This is a genomic window from Rhizobium sp. BK602, from assembly GCF_014195095.1.
In the GTDB taxonomy this organism is placed as follows: Bacteria; Pseudomonadota; Alphaproteobacteria; order Rhizobiales; family Rhizobiaceae; genus Rhizobium.
In genome coordinates this window covers 459,524-479,549 of record NZ_JACIBC010000005.1, presented here as the reverse complement: position 1 = coordinate 479,549, position 20,026 = coordinate 459,524, and the positions used below count along the sequence as shown (strand labels likewise).

18 protein-coding genes are annotated in these 20,026 nt (G+C 60.6%); 7 read left to right on the top strand and 11 right to left on the bottom strand.

The window, feature by feature from the left end; translation table 11 throughout:
- Window positions 1-43 precede the first annotated feature (43 nt).
- Entirely contained in the window at window positions 44-832 is a 789-nt protein-coding gene (locus tag FHX11_RS18790; RefSeq protein ID WP_184359295.1) for a GntR family transcriptional regulator, read from the bottom strand.
- A 109-nt stretch (window positions 833-941) separates the two neighbouring features.
- On the opposite strand from FHX11_RS18790, the gene FHX11_RS18785 reads away from it, so the two are divergent.
- Entirely contained in the window at window positions 942-1,700 is a 759-nt protein-coding gene (locus tag FHX11_RS18785) for an NAD(P)-binding domain-containing protein (RefSeq protein WP_184359293.1), read from the top strand.
- A gap of 5 nt (window positions 1,701-1,705) precedes the next feature.
- On the opposite strand, the gene FHX11_RS18780 is transcribed toward FHX11_RS18785, so the two are convergent.
- The 10 genes from FHX11_RS18780 to serA form a co-directional block, all read right to left on the bottom strand.
- Window positions 1,706-2,467, bottom strand: coding sequence for an SDR family oxidoreductase (locus tag FHX11_RS18780; RefSeq protein WP_184359291.1), 762 nt, complete (start codon window positions 2,465-2,467; stop codon window positions 1,706-1,708).
- 22 nt (window positions 2,468-2,489) lie between these two features.
- Window positions 2,490-3,413: a 3-hydroxyacyl-CoA dehydrogenase NAD-binding domain-containing protein gene (locus tag FHX11_RS18775; RefSeq protein ID WP_184359289.1), complete on the bottom strand. Its 924-nt coding sequence runs from the start codon at window positions 3,411-3,413 to the stop codon at window positions 2,490-2,492.
- A gap of 10 nt (window positions 3,414-3,423) precedes the next feature.
- Window positions 3,424-4,278 (bottom strand): hypothetical protein, encoded by an 855-nt coding sequence (locus tag FHX11_RS18770; protein ID WP_184359287.1) that lies wholly within the window; start codon window positions 4,276-4,278, stop codon window positions 3,424-3,426.
- 1 nt (window position 4,279) lies between these two features.
- Window positions 4,280-4,603 carry an NIPSNAP family protein gene (locus tag FHX11_RS18765; RefSeq protein ID WP_184359285.1) on the bottom strand — a complete coding sequence of 108 codons (324 nt, stop codon included), beginning with the start codon at window positions 4,601-4,603 and terminating at the stop codon, window positions 4,280-4,282.
- A gap of 705 nt (window positions 4,604-5,308) precedes the next feature.
- A complete protein-coding gene (locus tag FHX11_RS18760) occupies window positions 5,309-7,048 on the bottom strand; it encodes a cobalamin-dependent protein (RefSeq protein WP_184359283.1) in 1,740 nt (579 codons plus the stop codon).
- Window positions 7,038-7,769 carry an alpha/beta fold hydrolase gene (locus FHX11_RS18755; protein WP_246781070.1) on the bottom strand — a complete coding sequence of 244 codons (732 nt, stop codon included), beginning with the start codon at window positions 7,767-7,769 and terminating at the stop codon, window positions 7,038-7,040. The genes FHX11_RS18760 and FHX11_RS18755 overlap by 11 nt, the downstream gene beginning before the upstream one ends.
- Before the next feature lie 71 nt (window positions 7,770-7,840).
- Window positions 7,841-8,632, bottom strand: a complete 792-nt coding sequence (locus FHX11_RS18750) for an aspartate dehydrogenase (protein ID WP_184359279.1) — start codon at window positions 8,630-8,632, stop codon at window positions 7,841-7,843.
- 3 nt (window positions 8,633-8,635) lie between these two features.
- Complete coding sequence (locus FHX11_RS18745) at window positions 8,636-9,172, bottom strand: cupin domain-containing protein (RefSeq protein ID WP_184359277.1); 537 nt, start codon at window positions 9,170-9,172, stop codon at window positions 8,636-8,638.
- 85 nt (window positions 9,173-9,257) lie between these two features.
- Complete coding sequence (locus tag FHX11_RS18740) at window positions 9,258-10,859, bottom strand: FAD-dependent oxidoreductase (RefSeq protein WP_184359275.1); 1,602 nt, start codon at window positions 10,857-10,859, stop codon at window positions 9,258-9,260.
- 599 nt (window positions 10,860-11,458) lie between these two features.
- Window positions 11,459-12,697, bottom strand: a complete 1,239-nt coding sequence (gene serA / locus FHX11_RS18735) for a phosphoglycerate dehydrogenase (RefSeq protein WP_184359273.1) — start codon at window positions 12,695-12,697, stop codon at window positions 11,459-11,461.
- A gap of 547 nt (window positions 12,698-13,244) precedes the next feature.
- Between serA and FHX11_RS18730 the strand changes: the two genes are divergently transcribed.
- From FHX11_RS18730 to FHX11_RS18705, 6 genes are read left to right on the top strand one after another with little or no spacing between them, the layout of a single operon-like run.
- Complete coding sequence (locus tag FHX11_RS18730) at window positions 13,245-14,300, top strand: ABC transporter substrate-binding protein (protein ID WP_184359257.1); 1,056 nt, start codon at window positions 13,245-13,247, stop codon at window positions 14,298-14,300.
- 30 nt (window positions 14,301-14,330) lie between these two features.
- Window positions 14,331-15,839 (top strand): sugar ABC transporter ATP-binding protein, encoded by a 1,509-nt coding sequence (locus tag FHX11_RS18725; RefSeq protein WP_184359255.1) that lies wholly within the window; start codon window positions 14,331-14,333, stop codon window positions 15,837-15,839.
- On the top strand, window positions 15,839-16,801 hold the full coding sequence (locus FHX11_RS18720) for an ABC transporter permease (RefSeq protein WP_184359455.1): 963 nt from the start codon (window positions 15,839-15,841) through the stop codon (window positions 16,799-16,801). Before FHX11_RS18725 ends, FHX11_RS18720 begins: the two co-directional genes overlap by 1 nt.
- The gene (locus tag FHX11_RS18715; RefSeq protein ID WP_184359253.1) at window positions 16,798-17,751 is read left to right on the top strand and encodes an ABC transporter permease; all 954 of its coding nucleotides are present in this window, start codon (window positions 16,798-16,800) and stop codon (window positions 17,749-17,751) included. The genes FHX11_RS18720 and FHX11_RS18715 overlap by 4 nt, the downstream gene beginning before the upstream one ends.
- Window positions 17,748-18,692 carry an amidohydrolase family protein gene (locus FHX11_RS18710; protein WP_184359251.1) on the top strand — a complete coding sequence of 315 codons (945 nt, stop codon included), beginning with the start codon at window positions 17,748-17,750 and terminating at the stop codon, window positions 18,690-18,692. Before FHX11_RS18715 ends, FHX11_RS18710 begins: the two co-directional genes overlap by 4 nt.
- A 10-nt stretch (window positions 18,693-18,702) precedes the next feature.
- Window positions 18,703-19,899 (top strand): hypothetical protein, encoded by a 1,197-nt coding sequence (locus FHX11_RS18705; RefSeq protein ID WP_184359453.1) that lies wholly within the window; start codon window positions 18,703-18,705, stop codon window positions 19,897-19,899.
- Window positions 19,900-20,026 lie beyond the last annotated feature (127 nt).

Genomic DNA, 20,026 nt, shown 5'->3' with positions numbered 1-20,026 from the left:
GGGATCACGTCAAGAAAGTGTCGACACTATTGCGTTCAATTTGTCACTCGGTTAGTTTCTCTGCATTGCGGGGTCGCCCGCGATGCCGCCTTTCGGTCGGTTCGTTCGGAGAAAACACCTTCAACAGCGCGTCCTTCAGCGCCTGTTGCGTCGCGGAAACGGTCAGTTCTATATGTTGACGCAGCAGCTCGACGCCATTTTCGACATCTCGCCTGACGGCCGCGTCGACAATTGCCGAATGCGACGCCACCTGCCGCTTGTCGTGCGTTCGGTGTTCGATCTGGATGCGGCGAATGAAGCGAATGCGGGCATTGATTGCCGAAAGCTGATTGACCAGTTCCGGGTTGCCGGAGAGCTCCGCGATCAGCATATGGAAACCTTCGTCTTCGGCGAGGATCGTATCCGGCGGCTGATCGCGATAGCCCTCGACGATGGCATCCCAATAGGCGCGCAGACGTTCGATTTCGTCGTCCTCGGCGCGCTCGCACATCAATCGGAAGGCGGCGCATTCGATGATGGAACGCAGCTCGTAGAGATCGAGAAGTCCTTCGGTGCTCAGGCTGCGGACGAAGAAACCACGATTGGGCGTGAGCGAGACGAAGCCCTCCGAAGCCAGTCGGTTCAATGCCTCGCGGATCGGTGTTCGCGATACTCCGAAAGTCTTAGCGAGCTGAACTTCGTTGATCCGCTCCTCGGGCTTCAGTTTGAATTCCACGAGAAGCTTGCGAATCGTGTTGTAGGCACGCTCGCTGCTGTCAGCCGAGCGTCGCGTTTCGGAATCACCCTCGGCGGGCGATTCATCGATGGCATTGAATTCGTTTCTTTCGGTCATGAGGCCTCGTTCCGGATTGTCGAAGGCTGGTGTCGACAGTTGTTTATGCATCCTTGTTCAATAAGTTCGTATCGTTGGCAATAAGAGATTTACCACCAAGGAGGTTACGATGATTGTCGGAATTTTGGGCGTGGGCCATCTTGCCGCCGCTCTTGTTACCGGCCTGAACCGCGCGGGCCTGCCTTCGCAATCGATATTATTGTCATCACGAGGCCGATCTCGCGAACTTTCCGAGCGTTATCATATACCGGTCTGCGCCGATACCGCGGAGCTGGTGCGTCGGTCCGATATCATCGTTCTGGCGGTTCGCCCGCACGACGCGGCGAAGGCCCTTGAAGGTCTGACCTGGAGGGTGGATCAGGTTCTCGTTTCCGTCTGCGCCGGGGTGTCGCTCTCCGCGCTGCCGGCGGCGCCGGCACAGCGGGTAAGGGCGATGCCGCTGACCGCGGCCGAGATCAACGCCAGTCCGACGATCTTTTTTCCTGATATCCCCAAGGCACGTTGGCTTATCGAAAAATTCGGTCCCGCAATTGCCTTGCGCAACGAACGGGAATTCGAGGTCGCGACCGTGAATGCAGCGATCTATGGCTGGGCGCAGGTGCTTGTGCGCCAGAGTGCGGAATGGTGTGCGGCCCAGGGCGCGGATGGGACGGCCATGCGTCAGCTGGTGGCGCAAACGTTCGTTGCGGCCGGTCGCTTGATTGCGGAAAGGGATCAGCCGATGGAAGACTTGCTGAGCGAGCTGGTGACGCCCGGCGGCATAACCGAACTCGGTTTGAAGATCATGGAAGTAGGCGGCCAGCCGGCGGTGTGGCGGGAGGCCTGCGAAGCGGTTCTTGCGCGGCTGACAGGCGCTGCAGCCGGTTGAAGCTCTCAGCCGCTGCCGGCCTCCAGCGGTGCGGCTGGGTAGACATGCCCGCCCGTCGCTTGCTCGCTCGGCGACAGGACGAGCTCCGCAATATCCGCGTGGGGCGGCAATCTCAGGGCGGCAACGAGGACGGAAGCGATGTCGATCGGCCGGAGCGGCCGCTGATGCGTGTACATCTTTTCGCGCAGGTCCTCGGCGTTGCCATCGAACGCATTCAGATAGAATTCGGTCTCGACGCGGCCAGGTGCGATCTCGGTGAGCCGGACGCCCGTTCCGGCAAGATCATAGCGCAGGATGCGGCCGGCCTGCGACAGGCCGGCCTTGGCCGCGCCATAAGCCGTCGTGCCGGGAAATACCGCGGATGCGGCCGTGCTCGTCAGGTTGAATATGTGGCCGCGCCGTCGTGCGATCATGCCCGGCAGCAGCATGCGGATGAGCTGGAGCGGCGCCAGCAAATTAAGAGCGACGACTTCATCGGTCTCTCTTGCCGTCTGCTCGTGCAGCGGCCGCACTGTCGAAATGCCGCCGGCATTGTTGACGAGAATGTCGATCTCGGTGCCCGCAAGCCGGTCCGCGATGCTGATATGGTCTCGGACATCGGCGACGACAGGCTTAAGCCTAGGCCCGAGCCGCTCGGTGAGCGCATCGAGCGCCGCCTGGTCGCGTCCGAGGGCGAAAACCGTAACACCCTGTGCGACAAGCGCCTCGGAGATCGCCGCGCCGATCCCTTTCGATCCTCCCGTCACGAGTGCGGTGCGATAATGCATGAGATCGCTCCTCTTCAATGGATTACAAAGCACCGTGCTTTGCGATATCCTTCAGTATGGTGATCAGGCCGGCTTCGCGCTCGACCTTCAACTGTTCCTGGCTGCGTCCGCGGACCGCCGAGGCCGTGGAGGCTGTCACGGCGGCAATTGTTGCCTCATCGAGCCGGGCGTCCAACAGCGTGTCCCAGATAGCCTCGTAGGTGGCGCCGTATTTTCGCAGGAAGTCGTCCATGCCGCCGGCATTCAGCTGGTTGGAAATGAACGATCCCTGCAAGGTCCATTTGGGGCCGGGACCATAGACGAAGGCGCGATCCACGTCCTCGACCGAGGCGACGCCGTCACGCACGAGGGCGATCGCCTCTCGCCACATGGCGCCCATCAGCCGCAACGCCAGATGACCGGTGATTTCTCGGTTCATGACCACGGGCTTCTTGCCCATCTCTTCATAGAGTGCCCTTGCGGTTTCCACCGCGAAAGGATCGGTCAGGCGTCCGCCGACGATTTCAACCAGCGGCATCAGGTGTGCGGGATTGAACGGATGGCCGAGGACAATGCGCCCCGGGAGGCGGCATTCCTTCTGCATCTCGGATACCAGAAGCGCGGAAGAGGAGGAGGCAATGATAACGTCATCACCGACATGTCTCTCGATCTCCGCCAGAAGGCCACATTTGATCTCGAGCTTTTCAGGACCGTTTTCCTGGACGAAATCGACCCCGGAAAGTGCTTCTGCCATGGACGTGAAGACGGCTATTTCGCCCTGGACCTCGGCACCGGGCTTAAGGGCGTCCAAATCCGCCTTCAGCTGCGGAAAGCCTTGGCGGAACGATGCCTTTTTTTCCGGACTTGGGTCGTAGGCTCGTACTGGGTGGCCAGCATGGGAAAACGCGGCGGCCCAGCGCTGCCCGATCACTCCGAAACCGACAATGCCGATCGTTTGCTTGCGCATGAGCTTCCCTTCAGTCGAGTGCGGCGCGGAATGCCTCGTTGAGATCGTTCCACGGGATCAGCAGATCCAGCCACGCGCCGACGCGGCCGGCGACGATGATCGCCTCGTCAAGCAACGTGCCGAAATCCAGCGGTTCGGCCATTGCCGTTTCGAGGCGGAACAGAAGTGCCGGCGTTTCGTCCATATGACAGAAGTCGCGCAGGCGGGTCGCAGCCTTGTTGAGCGCAAGAGCCGCCGTCTGACGCAACGCGCCCTCATCTCGCCGTCCCAGTTCGGCCCGTATCCACCACAGGAGTTCATGCAATACCCGCGCTTCGCCCTCGGCGGCAAAGACCGGCCCGGCCGGGTGCATGATGGCCCGCGACGACGTGACCCGCGCGATGTCTTCGGGGCATTTTGCCCAGAGGCGTGCGCGGGCGGAGAGGATGTCCACCGGCAATGGCGCCGCTGGCTCGGGCTCTTGCCTGTCGCCGCCATTCAGCGTCAGCCTTCCGGAGATGATGCGCCGTCCCTGGTCGCGCTTCAGAACGGCCGCCAGTGCCGCGATGCCTTCAATCGGCGCATCGAGCGCGCCAAGCACCGTGATTTGGGCGTTTTCCGCCTGAAGCGGTGCGAAGGTGATCTCCAGGAACTGACGGACCGGCCAATAGATAAAGGCGCCGGCCGGCGCATCCAGCACATGCGTCGAGCCTTCCACATCCTCGACGAAGGGGGCGTGCCAGTAGATATGGCTGCCGGCGATCTTCGGGGTGTGCAACTGCAGCTCCAGTGGCAGGCTGCGCAGCATGGCGTTGCGCGTTCGCTCGGCACCGCCGGTCAGTTTAATCGGCCAGGTTTGCCCTTCGACCGAGAAGAGAAGATGCATGCTATTTGTCCAGGTTGAAGAAGGAAACGGGTTTGAGAATCTGATTGCGCATGTCGAGCAGGTAGTCCGTCTCGATGACCTTGCGGCGATAAGCCTGCCATTCGGGATCTGCTTCCATCCTGTCGCGCCGGGTTTCGCGGTCGGCGAGGCTTTCATATTTCCACAGATGCACGGTGCGCGAGAGGTCGCCGATATGTGTCTGGAAGAAGCCGAAAGGCTCACCGAGATAGTGCCGTTGCATCGGCAATCCCACATCTTCATAGAGCTTGAGGAAGCTCGGCAGCATGTTCGGCTTGGCCGTGTAGGTGCGGTGGTCGAAGATCATTGTCTGCTCCTTGTTCTCTGGATGCTCTTTGCTCGGATTGTAGATCTCACCCTGCGCTTCGGATGGTCTTCATGGTCGGTTCGCACTCAGGGTAGATGCTTGCATCTGCGGTACATGGCGGATGCCCGAGAGGAGATGGATTGCCGCGCAATCCCGCGCCTCTTGCGCGGTGCGATTGTGGATCCCGTCCACCTGCCTTCCAAGTCCCGGACCATGAGCATCTTCCGATGGATTTCGGGGCGTTCTTCAAGCGACGGTGTGTTGTTCACCTTAGCCTCCAAATGTCTTCCCAAATTTAATACAAAAGTGTCGACACTTTGCAAGAGCTTCTGCAAAATAGTTTCCGCGAACCGCAGAGGGAGGCGAAGAATGCGTTTGAGGGACAAGACTGCGATTATAACCGGGGCGGTAGCGGCGTCGGGACGGCTGAAGCGGTCGCCGCCGGCATCGGCAGCCTGGCGGCGGTCGCTGATGTCTCCGGCGAGGCCGCCGTGATCGCGAAGGCAGCCCAGGCAGCGGAAAGCCTCGGTTGGGTCGACATTGTCGTCACCAATGCCGGCTACGGCATGCGCGGTTCCGTCCTGACAACCAGTATGGCAGATTGGGACGCGCTGATGGCCGTCTATGTGCGGGGCGTCTTCCTCTGCTCCAAGCATGTAATTCCGTTGAGGGCGGCGGAACTGCGTGGTGAGGGGCGCCCTTTTGTCAGCCGGACGAGATGCTGCTACGCAATGCCGCCAGCATCTCGTCGAGATCGGAGCAGGGCAGGCAGCCCATGCTGGCGATGTCGGCGCGAACATCCACCGGCAGTCCCGAGTTCGAATCCTTTGGGATCTCGTTCAATCGCCCGCCGATCAAAACCGGTAGAGCGAGACCGTAGGATGCCATGACCGCTTTTACGGCCTTTGCATAGGAGAGCGCCACGCCATTATAGGTGCTGACGGCGATAACGTTCGCACCGGCGTCTTTCGCGCGCTTCACCAATGTCTCCGGATCGATCGCGACGCCGGCATCGATGATTTCGGCGCCAAGACCGTCCAGGGCCTGCTCGACGAGATACTTGCCGTGCTCGTGAACATCGGTCGTGCCGATGCATACGACAGGCTTGTGCGACGACGCCAGCGGCGCCTGGCGGTTAACCCAATCGATGGCCTTATGGTTGAGTTCTCTTGCCCATTCGGCGTGGATGAGCGGCGTTCGTCCTCTCTGGCCTTCCAGGCCGGGACCGAAGAGCCTCTCCATTCGTTTCGGTCCCATACGGCGAATGGCAAGCATCAAGGCGGCGGGATCGCCGGTGTCCACTCCACGGTCCGCCAGTCCGGAGAACACCGATCTTGCAAAGCGTCGGCCACCCTCGACGAGCACATCCGCCATGGTGTCTATCTTCGTCCAGTCTACCAAAGGCTCATAGAACTGCGCGTGAGAGGCCAGCCGATGGGCAAAATTCTGCGCATCGATGATCTCGTCCACATCCGGTATGCGTTGATTTTCCGTGACAGGGACGGGATTCACGGCATGGCCCGCCGGCCAGCGTCCGAGCGCCAGGATATCGGCCATCAGATAGCTGGCGAGGCTTGCATAATTCGCCGCCGGCGTCGACTGATAAGCCACGGTGTTGCCGAAGATCATCGTGCCCGGCGTATCGCTGACGCGCACCAGCGCTGCATGGAAGGCGGCGCGCGACAGTGGATCGCTGAAGTGATGGCCGTAGCAATGAGACACCCGGGCGCCGATCAGGTCTTCGACGATATGCTTCTCGATGATCACCATTCCGAGCGCGCAGGCCATGTCGATAAACAGGCCGGCGAAGCCGTCATCGAGATTGGAATGGACGAGAATCGTCTCGTCCTGCGCGGCAATGAAGCCGAGCGCAGTCACCGTCGCCTCGGTCGTTGCAACGTCGTCATCCCAATAGGGCAGGCGGAAGGTGAAATACTGGCCGAGGTTTCCGATGGCCGTCGCACCGGCGGCAATCGCCGCGCGGGTATTTTCGACGGCGCCCGGCAGGCCGAGCATGAAATCTCCGAAATGCGCTGCCGCCGGCGCCGCATTGGTGATGCGCGCGAAATCCTCCGGGCCGTTCAACACGATGCCGGTGCCGCGCGAGGCCTTGGCACGCATTGCCTCCGGGTAGCCCATCGACCAGTCGAGTGTAATGCCGAAGCGATCGACGGTAACGCCCGCCTTGCTGCAAGTGTCATGCACCGTGCGGATCGCTTCGATTGTACGGTTCACATCGCGAAAGCCGATATGGGCATGTTGCATCACCCGGCCCTCGGCAGCGCATTTGCGCTTCCATTCCGCCTCGCAGGACACTCCGGTTTGCAAAAGAAACAGGCACCCGCCCAGTCGCCAGTCGCGGACCATCGCCCGTCCGGCATCAAGGAGTGCGCTTCCTGGCTTCATGCGCGTATCGTTGAGGGTCGGTGCAGCATCATCTGTCATGGACAATATCCGCAAGATAATCCCGGACGGCGGCAGCGAATTGCTGGGGCCTTGTCTGGGGGTGGAAATGGGCCCCGGCAAGCGTGGTCAAGACGGCACCTGGAATAGCGAAGGCGATAGAATGGGACAGCTCGGGTGGCGTCAGAATATCGCCGTCGGCAGCGATGACCTGGACTGGCGCGGTGATGCTTGGCAGGTCCGGCAAACGATCATGATCCAGCAGCATCCGCACGCGCGCGGCCGTAATCGACAGTGGCGCCAGCACCTGCGCCGCTGCCGCAACGGCAGTGGCAAGCCGTTCGGCATGCGTTTCCAGGTAGCTTGCCTCGTGGCCGAAGACATGGGTTAGCCGTTGATATGCCTGCGCCTGTCCGGCGTCCAAAAGGTCTGCTCTGGCCAGAAAGAGGGCCCGAAATCGCTCGTCTGCCCGTGCCCATGAACTGCTGATGGTATAGCTGCGACCGATGTCGGGATGGTCGAGCGCCAATGTTTGGGCGATTGCACCGCCAGTCGAATGGCCGACGATATGGAAATCACCGCCCTGCGTCGCCGCAATGCCCGCGACGTCCAATGCGATCTGGCCGATGGAGTAGGGACCGTCCGGCCTGTCGCTGCGCCCGGCGCCGCGATGATCCACGACGATCAGGCGGAAGTCGGCCTGAAGCTCGGCGACCACGCCATTCCAGAAGCGCCCATCACCGCCGAGGCCGGGGATGAGCATGATCCGCGGCCCGCCGTCGCCAAAAGTCTCATAGTGAACACGGCAACCATCCCGCGCGGTAAAAAACGGCATCAGACTGTGCCTCCTTCATCCAGAAAATTGCGGACGGCAGCCACCAGGCTAAGCGCGGTCACGAACGATGTCTTCGGGTTGTCGGGAGAGGGCGCGTTGCTGAAGCGGAATGTTGCCTCGCCGGCGGTACTTTCGACTTCTATTTCATGAACGTTGGCGGTGAGCGCGGGATCGGCGATGACCGCGACGATGGTCTGGGCCGGTTGAACGGTCAGTGCCGCCGTGAAGGCCGCGTTGAGGTTTTTTGGGTAACGCCGGGCGGCTTCCGCCGGCGTTCCCTCGAACAGTGTCACTGGTTCTGTCGTTTGCGAAAGACCGAGAGCCTCAAGTTCCGTACGCCACGCCGCGACCGGCTTTTTCAGCCGGTATTTAACGTGCGTGTCGGGAAGGCATGCGACGGCGGCGAGGTAATCGAGGCCGCCGATGGCACCGGACGGAATGATGAGGCGTGTGCCCGACATCCGCCTCGCTGTGGCGATTTCAGCGGCCGTCGTTTCGTCGGCGAGCGCACCGACCGAGGCGACGACGACAGGGATGCCCGACTGCAAAAGGGTCGGCACAAAGGCGGCGACGCTCTGCTGTCCTGCTGCTTCGACGACCATGTGCGGTCGTGCGGCGACGAGATCTTCGAGGTTCCGCACCACGGTCGCCTCGGTCGGTACCTCCGTCGTCGAGCCTTCACGAAGCAGCACGATCCACCGGATCGGCTGCCCTTCGAAGCTGGCGAGAATCTGTCGCGCCAGCGCGCCGAATCCAATCAATCCAACACTTGCCGGTCCGATCCTCTTCATGGATCAGCTGCCTTGCTTGAGCGGATCGAACTTGTCCTTCAGGTCGGTGCCGAACACCGTCTGCCGCTCGATCTCCAACACGTTTTCCGGCCGCGGGAAATTCGAGGGCACCCGGTCGCCGGGCTTGCGCGGCTTGCCGATCAGGCGGAAGAAATCCTCCAAGCCGTTCGGTACGATCAGCCACACCCAGCGCAGACGCGTCTCGCCGTCATTGATGAACATGTGGCGCGTGTTTTTCGGCAGGAAGATCACGCTATCAGGGCCGATCTTGAATTCCTTGCCTTCGACGACGGCACGGCCGTGGCCCTCGATGACGTAGACGGCCTCCTCGTTGCGGTCATGCGTATGCTCGCGGACATAGCCGCCCGGCGCCACCGACTGGGTGCCAAGGCCGAAGGGAGATTCCATCGGCACGATGTGCGGCGCAAGGGCCACGTCGACATGGCCGTTGGCGGGAACCGGCTGCCAATAGCTTTCCCGGGCTTCTGGGCCGGAAATGTGGACGCCGGGAGGAAGGGCAGGGTTCGTGATGTCTTCCATGTTTCCAACTCTGGATTATGCCTTCTGCGAGGCGTTTCATTTGCAAGCCGAGCACTGTCGACTACGGCAAGCGGGGACTGCGGCACTATTGGTTCTGCTTCAGAATGGCCTCGGCCGAAATATAGCCCCAGGTCAGGTTCGGTCCGAGCGTCGTGCCCGCGCCGACAGCCCGCGTCCCAATCGGGTTGGCCATGGCGAGCCCGGCGGCGTAGAGGCCAGAGATGATCGAACCGTCCTCGCGCAGGACCTGAGCGAATTCGTTGGTGCGTGCGCCGCCCTTCGTGCCGATGATGGAGCGATTGACCGACAGGCCGACATAGGGTGGCTTGTCGATGGGCTGCAACCGTACCTGCCCGCCATCCTTTTTCCGCTCCCAGGCCGCTTCGCCACGGTGAAAATCGTCATCGCGGCCCTTGGCACAAAGCCCGTTCCACCGTTCGATCGTATCCTTCAACGCCTTTGCAGGCAGGCCGAGCTTGGCGGCAAGTTCCTCGATCGTGTCGGCCTTCTTTACCCAGTCACGCTCATAGGAGGCGTACCAGCGGAAAGTGATCGATGACTGCAGGAAGCGGTGGTCGCCGACGAGATAGCAGGGCAGGTTTGCCGGTGAACCGTCGGCATTGCGGGCATCGAGTGCTTCGCCGATGTTGAAATGTGCCTCGCTGAAGAAGCGCTTGCCGAAGCGGTTGACGAGGATGGAATGTGGTTCGTAGAGGAAGTTGATTGGCAATCCATATCGTTTGCCCTCGTACCGTGTCGGCAGGCAGACATAAATATTGGCCTGATCCATTCGGTCGAGGTGGCCGCCGACCGAGGCCGCCAGTTTCTGCCCGTCTCCCTCGTTGCTCGATGGCGTACCGATCCGATCGAGAGGTCCGGGAAAATACGTCTCGCGCATTTCCTTGTTCCATTCGAAGCCTCCGGATGCGATGACGACGCCACGGCGTGCTGAAAGGATTTCCCGCCGGCCCTTGCTTTCAACTTCGACGCCAACGACCCGTCCGGCGTCGTCCTGCACGAGAGCGACCGCTCTTGTCGCCAGGCGAAATGTGACACCAGCATCCAGGCAACCCTTGACCAACCCCGTCATCAACGCCGTACCCTGGGCGCCGGAATTGGTCAGCCAGCGCCATAACAGCTTCGGCCACAGTTTCAGAATGGCCCGGATGGGATGATGGTAGAGATCGGAGTTGACGTTTTCCTGGTAGGTAAAGACATGGGGCAGGGTGGAACGCCGCATCCGTCCCGCATATTTGCCGACCAGCCCGCGGCTGAGCGGCATCGGCGATAACATGCGACCGAATTTTTTCCCGCCCGGCGCCTCGACATATGGATCGGGCTCGTCAATCAGCCGGAAATCGATCGGTGTATTTTCCGCGATGAATTTCAGCATCGCCGGCGCGTTTTCGACAAAGGCTCGGTGCCGAACGCCCTCGGACTCGGCCCAGTCGGCGGGCTGCACCGCACGTAGATAGTCGATCGCTTCCTGCTTGCTGTCGGACACGTTGGCCGCTGCCGCGATATGATTTGCAGGTATCCAAACCCCTGACCCGGACATGGCAGACGTGCCGCCGAGCCAGTCGCTCTTTTCGAGCGCGATGACCTTGAGCCCCCCTTTAGCGGCTCGAAGCGCCGCCGAACATGCCGCCGATCCCGTACCGATAACGACAACGTCAAACGCGTTCATTTCATTCCCCTTGTACGTGTTGGGGCACTATAGAATGACAAACTCGTATCTGTCCACTAATGTGTCGACACTTTTGGCGGTGGTGACTTTCCGTGGATATGCGGAGAATCCGCCACTGCATCCGCATCCCAGAAGTTAGCTGGGCGGCAGGTTCGCTTCCCTTTCACGCGGATCATTTGAAAATTAATTGTCCGACACTGCCGAGAGCGCTCCATTGCGTCGATGGTGCAGGCGAATGGCGCTACGCAGGGCAAAACGGCGGCCGATACAGCCGAGCTCCATTACCATAGATCCGTCGTTGACCGATGGTCCATCCGCCTTCTGAGCGATCGTAGCCGCTGATCAGCTTTCCTGCAGCAGCAGGCAAACTATCTTGCTGGATCGGCTTTAAAGTCTCACGTCTTTCCAGATCGGTTTGAGGCCAACATTTGGTCGGTGTTCCAGCCCGGTAAACTCGTCCATGGCTGGCATAAACGCGCGTCGTCGCAATTCCGCGTCGTGGCAACGCAAGTTAGCCTCCGATTGCGCGACGATTCCGTCTTGCTGTATTTTCAGAGGCGTTCACTTGCGTTCCAGATGACCGACACACCACCCGCGCCTCAGTAAAGCAACCGAGCGCGGATCGTCCCCGGCACCCGGCGAAGCGCGTCGAGTATCTCGTCCGCCGTCTGGCCAACGCCCTCGGCTTCAATGACCACGTAGCCCGTTTCGCCATATGTCTGCAGGAACTCACCGACGATGTTGAGCGATCGGGACGAAAAAATCGCATTCAGACTGTTCAGCATGCCGGGGCGATTCTCATGAACATGGATGAAGCGCGTGCCGTTCGGACGCGGCGGCAGTTGAACCTGGGGGAAATTGACGGCGCCCAGCGTCGAGCCGACATCGGAATACTCCACGAGCTTCCTGGAGACTTCCCCGCCGATGCGCTCCTGGGCTTCTTCGGTCGATCCGCCAATATGCGGCGTCAGAATGACATTCTCCAAACCCTGCAGCGGCGTTTCGAAACGCTCGTTGTTCGATGCCGGCTCCCTGGGGAACACATCCACGGCCGCGCCAGCGAGATGCCCTTCCTTCAAAACCTTCGCAAGCGCTTCGAGATCCACCACCATTCCGCGCGAGTTGTTGATGAAAATGGCTCCCTTTTTCATTCTGCGCAGTTCGGTTTCCGTTATCATGTTTTGCGTCGAACTGGTTTCGGGAACATGCATCGTGACGAAATCCGAGATTTCGAGAAGCTCGCCGAGCGTCGCCATCGATTCCGAATTGCCGTGGCGAAGCTTGTCTGAAGGATCGAAGTAGCGCACATTCATGCCCATGCTTTCCGCAAGAACGCTAAGCTGCGAACCGATATTGCCATAGCCGACGATACCCAGCGTTTTTCCGCGGACCTCACGACTGCCCACGGCGGATTTATCCCATCCGCCCTCATGTGCGGAAGCCGAGCGCGGGAAAATCCGCCGGGTCAGCATTATGATCTCACCGATCACCAACTCGGCGACCGAGCGGGTGTTCGAATAGGGAGCGTTGAAGACGGGGATGCCGCGTCGGCGGGCCGCATCCAGATCGACCTGATTTGTCCCCACCGAAAAGCAACCAACGGCCATAAGCTTCTTGGCGGAGCTGAAAATTTCTTCTGTCAGCTGCGTGCGCGAGCGAATGCCGACAATATGCGCATCGGCGATATGCCTTTTGAGATCCTTGTCATCCAGAGCCTTCGGCAGATGCGTCACATTGACGTAGCCGGATGACGAAAAGTAGTCCACGGCGCTCTGGCTGATGCCTTCGAGCAGAAGGACGGAAATCCGATCGCGCGGGAGAGAAAGTTGTCGGGTCATTGAATTGCTTTCATTCTCGAATTCGATGGAGCCAAGGCCGGTTGCCGGTCATAAAAGCTCACCAGTATGACAAGATGTTTAGCGACCATCCAACGGACAGCGCAAGAACAAACTCAGCGCCGATGGCCGAGGTAAGGCTCTTCTCTATTCGGCATGTCTAGGTCAAGCGCTTTTGCCTGTCTCCAAGATGCCGCAGCGCAGCGGCACATTGACCAATCCGTAGATCGAGGATCTCAAGGGCTCGGTTAAACCCCGTACACGCATGGCGATCGCATCGATCTTCACTTGTCCAGTTCGTTCCGGCGGTCGCTACGGGCAGGCACATGCAATCCGCTGTGGCCCTCGATCGTGCATGATCAACCAGAAGATACAAATGCGCCAGTGTCCCCGCATCCTCGTCCTGCAAAATGGCTGTTGCCTCTCTTGTCAACGCAAGAAAATCGCCTAAGCTCTCGATGTCCAGTATTATAGCCTAATGTCCGCTATATTGGACAAAAATATAAAGACCTTTAGAGCAAGACCGAAACTGCCAAAAAAGGGGAACGCCATGAATTTGAATGTCCTGCAAAATTCCAAGCTTCTTACCGGTCTCGGCGTCGCTGCGATGCTTCTTACCGCGACGTCAGGCCCAGCGCTGGCTGCCTCGAACTGCATCAAGGGTGATCGCAAGGCGCCCTATACCATCGGTTGGGCGAATATCTATTCCGTCCCGACCTGGATGAAACAAACCGAGGGCACCATTACCGACGAGGTCGCCTCCCTGAAAAAAGAGGGGCTGGTCAAGGATCTGAAAATCACCGACGCGCAAGGCAACGCGCAAACCCAGATCCAGCAGATTCAATCGATGATCGACGCGAATGTCGATGCGATCATCGTTGAGGCCGGCTCTTCGACCGCACTCGATCGCGTTATTTCCGATGCATGCTCCAAGGGTATCGCCGTCGTCAATTTCGACAGTCTCGTCGACACCGACAATCTGACAGCCAAGATCAACACCGATTCCAACGAATGGGGTCAGAAGGCTGCTCAGTGGATGGTCGACCAGCTGCACGGCAAGGGCAAGATCATCATCATGAACGGCCCTGCCGGCGTTTCCGTCAGCGACGACCGCCGCAAAGGCGCGCAGCCCGTGCTCGATGCCAACAAAGGCCTCCAGGTCATCACCGAGACGAACACCGAATATAATGTCGCGCCTGCCCAGGAGGCCATGACCAGCCTTCTGTTCGCCAATCCGGAGATCGACGGCGTTCTTTCTCTGGGTGGCGCGCTTTCCGCTGGCGCCGTCCTTGCGTTTGATCGGCAAGGCCGGGATCCGGTGCCGACCACCGGCGAAAACGCCCGGCAATTCCTGGAGCTGTGGAAACAGAAGGGATTGAAGGGGTGGGCGACGATGCAGCCGAACTGGCTCGGTGCCCTCTCCGTGTACGCGGCTGTCCAGGCGCTGCAGGGCAAGACGATCCCGCACTTCGTCAAGGTGCCGTTGCCGGTTATCGACGACAGCAATATCGACGGCTATCTCGCCCGGGCGGACAAGTTTCCGGCCGACGGCTACATCTATTCCGATTACGATCGGGCTCTCTTCGACAAGCTGCTGGCGCAGTAACATCGCCGGCACATATCGAAGGTCTCGAACATGATCGATCGTCCGCCCCTGCTTCAGGCGAGGCAGGTCTTCAAGGGCTTTTTCGGCAATCCCGTGCTCAAGGGCGTGAGTATCACGCTTCAGCCGGGACGTATCCACGCCTTGCTTGGTGAAAACGGGGCGGGCAAATCGACGCTGATCAATCTTCTGTCCGGCACTCTGGTGCCGGACAGCGGTGAAATAGCGCTTGATGGCCAGGCAGTATCCCGGTTCTCGCCCGCGGATGCGCGCGAGGCCGGAATTGCGGTCGTCCAGCAAGAGCTCAGCCTCATGCAGGAATTGTCGATCGCCGAAAATATTGGGTTGGGCGCCTATCCCAGGCGTTTCGGCTTTATCGACTATCGTGCACTTCACGAACAAGCGCGTGATGTTTGCGACCTCGTCGGGTTGGAGGAGTATCTCGATACGCCGGTCGGTGATCTCTCCCTCGGCCGGCGCCAGCTGGTAGAAATCGCCAAGGCGCTGTTTCGCAAGCCGAAGGTGCTCATTCTCGACGAGCCGACGTCGTCGCTTTCCGCTCACGAGGCCGGCATTCTGTCGTCAGTGATGATGAGATTGCGTGATGAAGGCGTCGCTCTCCTGTTCATATCCCACCGGTTGAACGAGGTGCGCGCGCTCTGCTCTCACGTGACGATCCTCAAGGATGGGGTCGTGACCGCGGACCAGCCGCTCGCGGATGTCGATGCGGAAGGTCTCGTACGGTTGATGGTCGGGCGGGATGCCGGCGATCTTTTTCCGGCATGGGTGCCCACGGCATCCGGGCGGGAACTCATCGCTGTGAGCGACTTTTCGGTGGGCATGGTCCGCGGCGTGAATTTCTCGGCCCGCGCCGGGGAGGTGGTCGGTATCGGTGGCCTTGTGGGCCAGGGCCAGGAAGATTTTTTGCTGGGACTATACGGCGCCCTGCCGGCCTCGGCATTAGACGCAAGCATTTGTGGGCACCACGGCCTGTTTGTCGATGTCGGATCCGCCAATGCGGCGGGGCTAGCCTATGTTCCGGCGGATCGAAAGCGAGAAGGACTGATCCTGCCGCATTCGATCGCGTCGAACCTGGTTTTGCCGAATATGGGCCATCTGGCCCGCAGGTTCCTGCGCGACCGTTCGGCCGAACGCAATCTTGTTTCCGATCTTGCCGGCCGGTTGACCATTCGCGGCGATACGCAGCGCCCGGTCCAGGCCTTGTCGGGCGGAAACCAGCAAAAGGTTGCCCTTGCCAAATGGCTGCCGCGATCTCCGTCCGTTCTGTTGCTGAACGACCCGACCCGCGGCGTCGATATCGAGACCAAGCGGGAAATCTATCTCATGTTGCGTGCCTTCGCGGCAGAGGGAAAGCTGGTCATCCTGCTCTCCTCGGATACGCCCGAACTGGTTCATCTCTGCGATCGGGTCCTGGTTTTCAATGAAGGCCGGAATGTCGCGTTGCTGGAGCGCGAGGAGATTTCCGAGGAGGCCATCGTCGGCGCAGCCATGGGCGTTTCTGAAAGAGGAGTTGCCGCATGATGCCGGGATTCATAGCTTCGCGGCTCTATTGGAGCATCCAGCGGCGGCGCAACCGCGGGATTGGCGGCCTCTATGTCGTGGTCGCGGCCTTCCTGCTCCTGTATGCTTGGCTGTTTCCAGGCATCTTCGGCCTTGGCGGATTTTCGAAATTCACCCAGAACTGGTTTCCGCTCGCCCTTGTGACGATGGCGCAGACGCTTCTGATGCTGAATGGCGGCATTACCCTGGCGATCGGCCCGCTGGTCAGCCTGGGAGCCGTCATCGCGGCAACGATGATGGGCGGCGATGCGCTCAGTGCGATCGGCGGCATTGCGACCGTTGCGGCGGCGGGGCTACTGATCGGCGCGCTGATCGGCATGATCGTCGCCTATCTCAGGCTTCCGGCGATCATCGTCACTTTGGCGGGTTCCTTCATCATCGGCGGTGTTGCCCTGCTGATCCTGCCGCGTCCGGGCGGGTTCATTCCGGCGTGGTTTTCGGATCTCCTGGCCGGCGACCGGCCCTTTGCATTCTGCCTGCTTGTCGCGACGCTGATCGGGTGGAAGCTTCTCCTGGCGACACCGGTCGGGCTCGGTATTTATGCGGCCGGCGAAAACCCGGCCGGCGCCTTCCGGTCCGGCGTGCCGGTCGAGGCGATGAAGGTGACGGCCTTTGCGATTTCCGGCCTGTTGGCCACGCTCGCCGGCCTGTTCGTCGCGGCTCAGACGGGTTCGGGAGATCCGGTCATCGGCAATCCCTTTACCCTCAATTCGATTGCCGGTGCCGTCTTGGGCGGCGTCGGCTTTCTCGGCGGCAAGGGCACGATGCGCGGAGCGATCTGCGGCAGTCTGCTATTGTCGGTCATGATCAACGTGATGTTCTTCCTCGGCTTTCCGCCGGTTGCGCAATATGTGGCGCAGGGTCTGATCATCGTCGGAGCGGTTGCCATCCCCGAACTGTCGCAGCGCTGGAGGCCGAAATGAGCGCTATCTCCGCCCGCCTGAAATCGCTGCTGCGCCATCCTCCGCTGCTGACGCTGATCCTGGTTGCTGTCGTCTGGGTGATTGCGAGCCTTACGCTGCGAGGCTTCGGCGCCTATGGGCACCTGCGATATATTCTCGAACTTTCCGCCGTCATCGGCATTGTCGCCGCCGGCCAGACGCTGGTGATCGTCATGGGCGGTATCGACCTGTCGGTGGGCGCGGTGATTACCGTGACGGCGATCATGCTGCCTCTGATTTCGCCGACCTGGGATCCGAGCGGCCTTGTCGGCATCGTCCTGTCGCTGATGCTTGCGACGGCCATCGGCGTGCTCAACGGTGCCGGTGCGGCCTTCCTGCGCGTGCCACCGATCATCATGACGTTGGCGATGGCGACCTTTTTGCAGGGGCTTCTCGTGATCGTCGCCGGCGGCAGTGCGGTCTCTGTCACGAATGCCGCCGTCATTTGGCTCGGCTCGGCACGCCCGTTCGGCGTTCCCGCGGGCATCATTTTATGGGTGCTTGTCTCCGCTGCCGGTCTTATGCTGCTGCATCGAACGCCCATGGGCGCGCGCTTTCTGGCGCTCGGCGCCAATGTGGTTGCGGCACGGCTGTCCGGCGTCAGCGTGATCCGCAATACCCTTATTCTCTATGGGCTGTCGGGCTTCTTCGCGGGGCTTGCCGGCATGCTGGTCCTGGGCATGAACAGACAGGGTTATGTCGGGATCGGCGATCCCTACCTCCTGACCTCCATCGCTGCCGTCGTTCTTGGAGGCACATCCATTCTCGGCGGACGCGGCACCTATGCCGGCACCATTCCGGGCGCAATCCTTCTGGTGACGACGACGGCCCTCATCACCGTCGTCAATGCATCGGCCGGATGGCGTTCGATCATGTTCGGATCGCTCATCCTGGCGCTGCTGCTGATTTCAGGCCGGGAGGCGCGACGATGAGCGCGCGCTACACGGGCCCCGTCATCGATCCGCATCATCACCTCTGGGATCTCTCCCTCGACCGTCATCCCTGGCTCCGCCGAAAAAGCGGTGCCGATGAAGAGATGATCTTCGGCAGCATCGAGCCCATCCGGCGCGATTACGGCGTGACGGACTATCTGGCCGATGCCAGGGGCCAGAATATCGTTGCCACCGTTCATGTCGAGGCCGGTTGGTCGCAGGCGCAGCTGGCCGAGGAAACAGCCTGGCTCGATGCACTCGACAAGGCAGATGGTGTTGCCCGCCGCTACGTCGCACGCGTTCCGCTGGACAGCCTTGATGCCTCTTCCAGGATAGAAGCCGAGGCGGCAAACGCTCGCGTCGTCGGGTTGCGCGACATCGTGAGCTGGCATCCGGAGCCCGCCAAGAGTTTTGCGCAGACGAAGGGGTTGATGGAGAACGATCGCTGGCGCTCCGGGCTTCGATATGCCGGGCGGCAGGGGCTCGTCTTCGATCTGATGCTGTTTCCTTGGCAGTTCGATGAGGCCTGCCGGCTCGTGGCGGACTTTCCCGACATGATGTTCGTCGTCAATCATTGCGGCAGTCCGGCCGATCGCAGTTTTGCGGGGATGGCCGCCTGGCGGGGCGGGCTGAAGGAGCTGTCGCGGGCGGACAATGTGCGGATCAAGATTTCCGATCTCGTCGCCTATGATCCGCAATGGACACTCGAGAGCCTGCAGCCGGTCATCGAGCATTGCCTCGAATGCTTCGGCACCAAGCGCGCAATGTTTGCCAGCGATTTCCCCGTTGCAGGGCTGCATGCCTCCTTTGGCGATGTCTATGATGTTTTCCGAAGCGTGGCGGCAGCGTTGAGCAACGAGGAGCAACGCGACCTTTTCTTCACCACGGCAAATCTTACCTACCGTCTCGGGTTAAAGCCGGACGGCACAAGCGGGGATTAGAATGTCGGATATGACGCTTCAGCCCAGACATCTCTCCATGTGGACCTATCCCTGGGACGTTCAGGAGCAGGGCATTGCTGGTCTGTTTGCCGATCTGCGCGATCGTGCCGGCCTCAATACGATCAGTCTCGCGACGTCCTACCATGCCGGCCGTTTCCTGCAGCCGCGCAGCCCTGTGAGGAAGGCCTATTTCCCGGAGGATGGCACGGTCTATTGTCGGATGAACGAGGCGCTGTGGCAGGACAAGGAAATCCGTCCTCTGGTGGCGAAGCATGTCGTCGAGCATGGCGACATGTTGCGGGCACTCATCGACGAGCGGCTGAAGGGCGGCCTGAGGGTGTCCTGCTGGACCGTCTGCCTGCACAATACGCGGCTCGGCATGCTGCATCCCGCCCATGTCACCCGCAATGCTTTCGGCAATCCGAATTACTACAATCTTTGCCCATCGAGCCCGGCCGCGCGCGATTATGTCGTCACCCTCGTCAAGGATGTCACGACGCGCTACAAGCCCGATATGCTGGAGCTGGAAAGCCCCAATTTCATGGGCTTTGCGCATGAATTCCATCACGAAAAGGATGGTGTCGGCCTGAACGCCGAGGACGATTTCCTTTTGTCGCTTTGCTTCTGCGATCACTGCATGGCAAGGGCAGCAAAGGCAGGAGTGAACGCGGATGCTGCACGGCGGACGGTCTCCGGCTTTATCGCCGCGATGTGCGAGCGCGAGATCCCTGAAAAACAGTTTCCGGATTTCCCTTCCGTCGGCATCGAGGCCTTCAAGGCTTGGCCCGATCTTTACGCCTATCTGCAATGGCGTACCGAGCCGGTTACCAGCCTCATCAGGGAAGTCCGCGATCAGGCTGATCCGGCAACCAAGATCGTGCTTATCGATCTCAAGGACGGCTGGCTCGGTGGCGTCGACCTCGAAGCCGTCGGCAAGGTCTGCGATGGAGCCATCTTGTGCTGCTACGACATGAAGCCGGATGCCGTGGCGGCGGTCATCAAGAGCGGGCGCAAGGTGCTGGGGACACAGAAATATCTTGGCCTCGGTTGCCGCCTTTTCTATCCCGAGATCACCTCGGGTGCCGATCTCGCCGCCCGTACCAAGGCGGCAATCGAGGCGGGCGCCGACGGCATCAATTTCTATAATTATGGCCTTGTTCCGGCCAAGCGGCTGGACTGGGTTCGAGCGGCGGTAGACCGTCTCTAGCCAGCGGTTCGCAGCACATCGGCCTGAATGTGAATAGGTCGCCATTCAGCAAGATGGCCGCGGCGCAATGACGCGCCAGAACATCCCAGGTCTCCTCCTCACGCAGCCTTCCTGAACGTTGCGAAAG

Excerpts from the sequence above, each read along its gene's own strand:
- FHX11_RS18760 (WP_184359283.1), bottom strand. The coding sequence starts at position 7,048 with ATGACAGATGATGCTGCACCGACCCTCAACGATACGCGCATGAAGCCA.
- FHX11_RS18790 (WP_184359295.1), bottom strand. The coding sequence starts at position 832 with ATGACCGAAAGAAACGAATTCAATGCCATCGATGAATCGCCCGCCGAG.
- FHX11_RS18715 (WP_184359253.1), top strand. The coding sequence starts at position 16,798 with ATGAGCGCTATCTCCGCCCGCCTGAAATCGCTGCTGCGCCATCCTCCG.
- FHX11_RS18730 (WP_184359257.1), top strand. The coding sequence starts at position 13,245 with ATGAATTTGAATGTCCTGCAAAATTCCAAGCTTCTTACCGGTCTCGGC.
- FHX11_RS18755 (WP_246781070.1), bottom strand. The coding sequence starts at position 7,769 with ATGCTCATCCCCGGCCTCGGCGGTGATGGGCGCTTCTGGAATGGCGTG.
- FHX11_RS18720 (WP_184359455.1), top strand. The coding sequence starts at position 15,839 with ATGCCGGGATTCATAGCTTCGCGGCTCTATTGGAGCATCCAGCGGCGG.
- FHX11_RS18710 (WP_184359251.1), top strand. The coding sequence starts at position 17,748 with ATGAGCGCGCGCTACACGGGCCCCGTCATCGATCCGCATCATCACCTC.
- FHX11_RS18780 (WP_184359291.1), bottom strand. The coding sequence starts at position 2,467 with ATGCATTATCGCACCGCACTCGTGACGGGAGGATCGAAAGGGATCGGC.
- FHX11_RS18745 (WP_184359277.1), bottom strand. The coding sequence starts at position 9,172 with ATGGAAGACATCACGAACCCTGCCCTTCCTCCCGGCGTCCACATTTCC.
- FHX11_RS18725 (WP_184359255.1), top strand. The coding sequence starts at position 14,331 with ATGATCGATCGTCCGCCCCTGCTTCAGGCGAGGCAGGTCTTCAAGGGC.
- FHX11_RS18750 (WP_184359279.1), bottom strand. The coding sequence starts at position 8,632 with ATGAAGAGGATCGGACCGGCAAGTGTTGGATTGATTGGATTCGGCGCG.
- FHX11_RS18785 (WP_184359293.1), top strand. The coding sequence starts at position 942 with ATGATTGTCGGAATTTTGGGCGTGGGCCATCTTGCCGCCGCTCTTGTT.
- FHX11_RS18740 (WP_184359275.1), bottom strand. The coding sequence starts at position 10,859 with ATGAACGCGTTTGACGTTGTCGTTATCGGTACGGGATCGGCGGCATGT.
- FHX11_RS18705 (WP_184359453.1), top strand. The coding sequence starts at position 18,703 with ATGACGCTTCAGCCCAGACATCTCTCCATGTGGACCTATCCCTGGGAC.
- FHX11_RS18765 (WP_184359285.1), bottom strand. The coding sequence starts at position 4,603 with ATGATCTTCGACCACCGCACCTACACGGCCAAGCCGAACATGCTGCCG.
- FHX11_RS18770 (WP_184359287.1), bottom strand. The coding sequence starts at position 4,278 with ATGCATCTTCTCTTCTCGGTCGAAGGGCAAACCTGGCCGATTAAACTG.
- serA (WP_184359273.1), bottom strand. The coding sequence starts at position 12,697 with ATGACCCGACAACTTTCTCTCCCGCGCGATCGGATTTCCGTCCTTCTG.
- FHX11_RS18775 (WP_184359289.1), bottom strand. The coding sequence starts at position 3,413 with ATGCGCAAGCAAACGATCGGCATTGTCGGTTTCGGAGTGATCGGGCAG.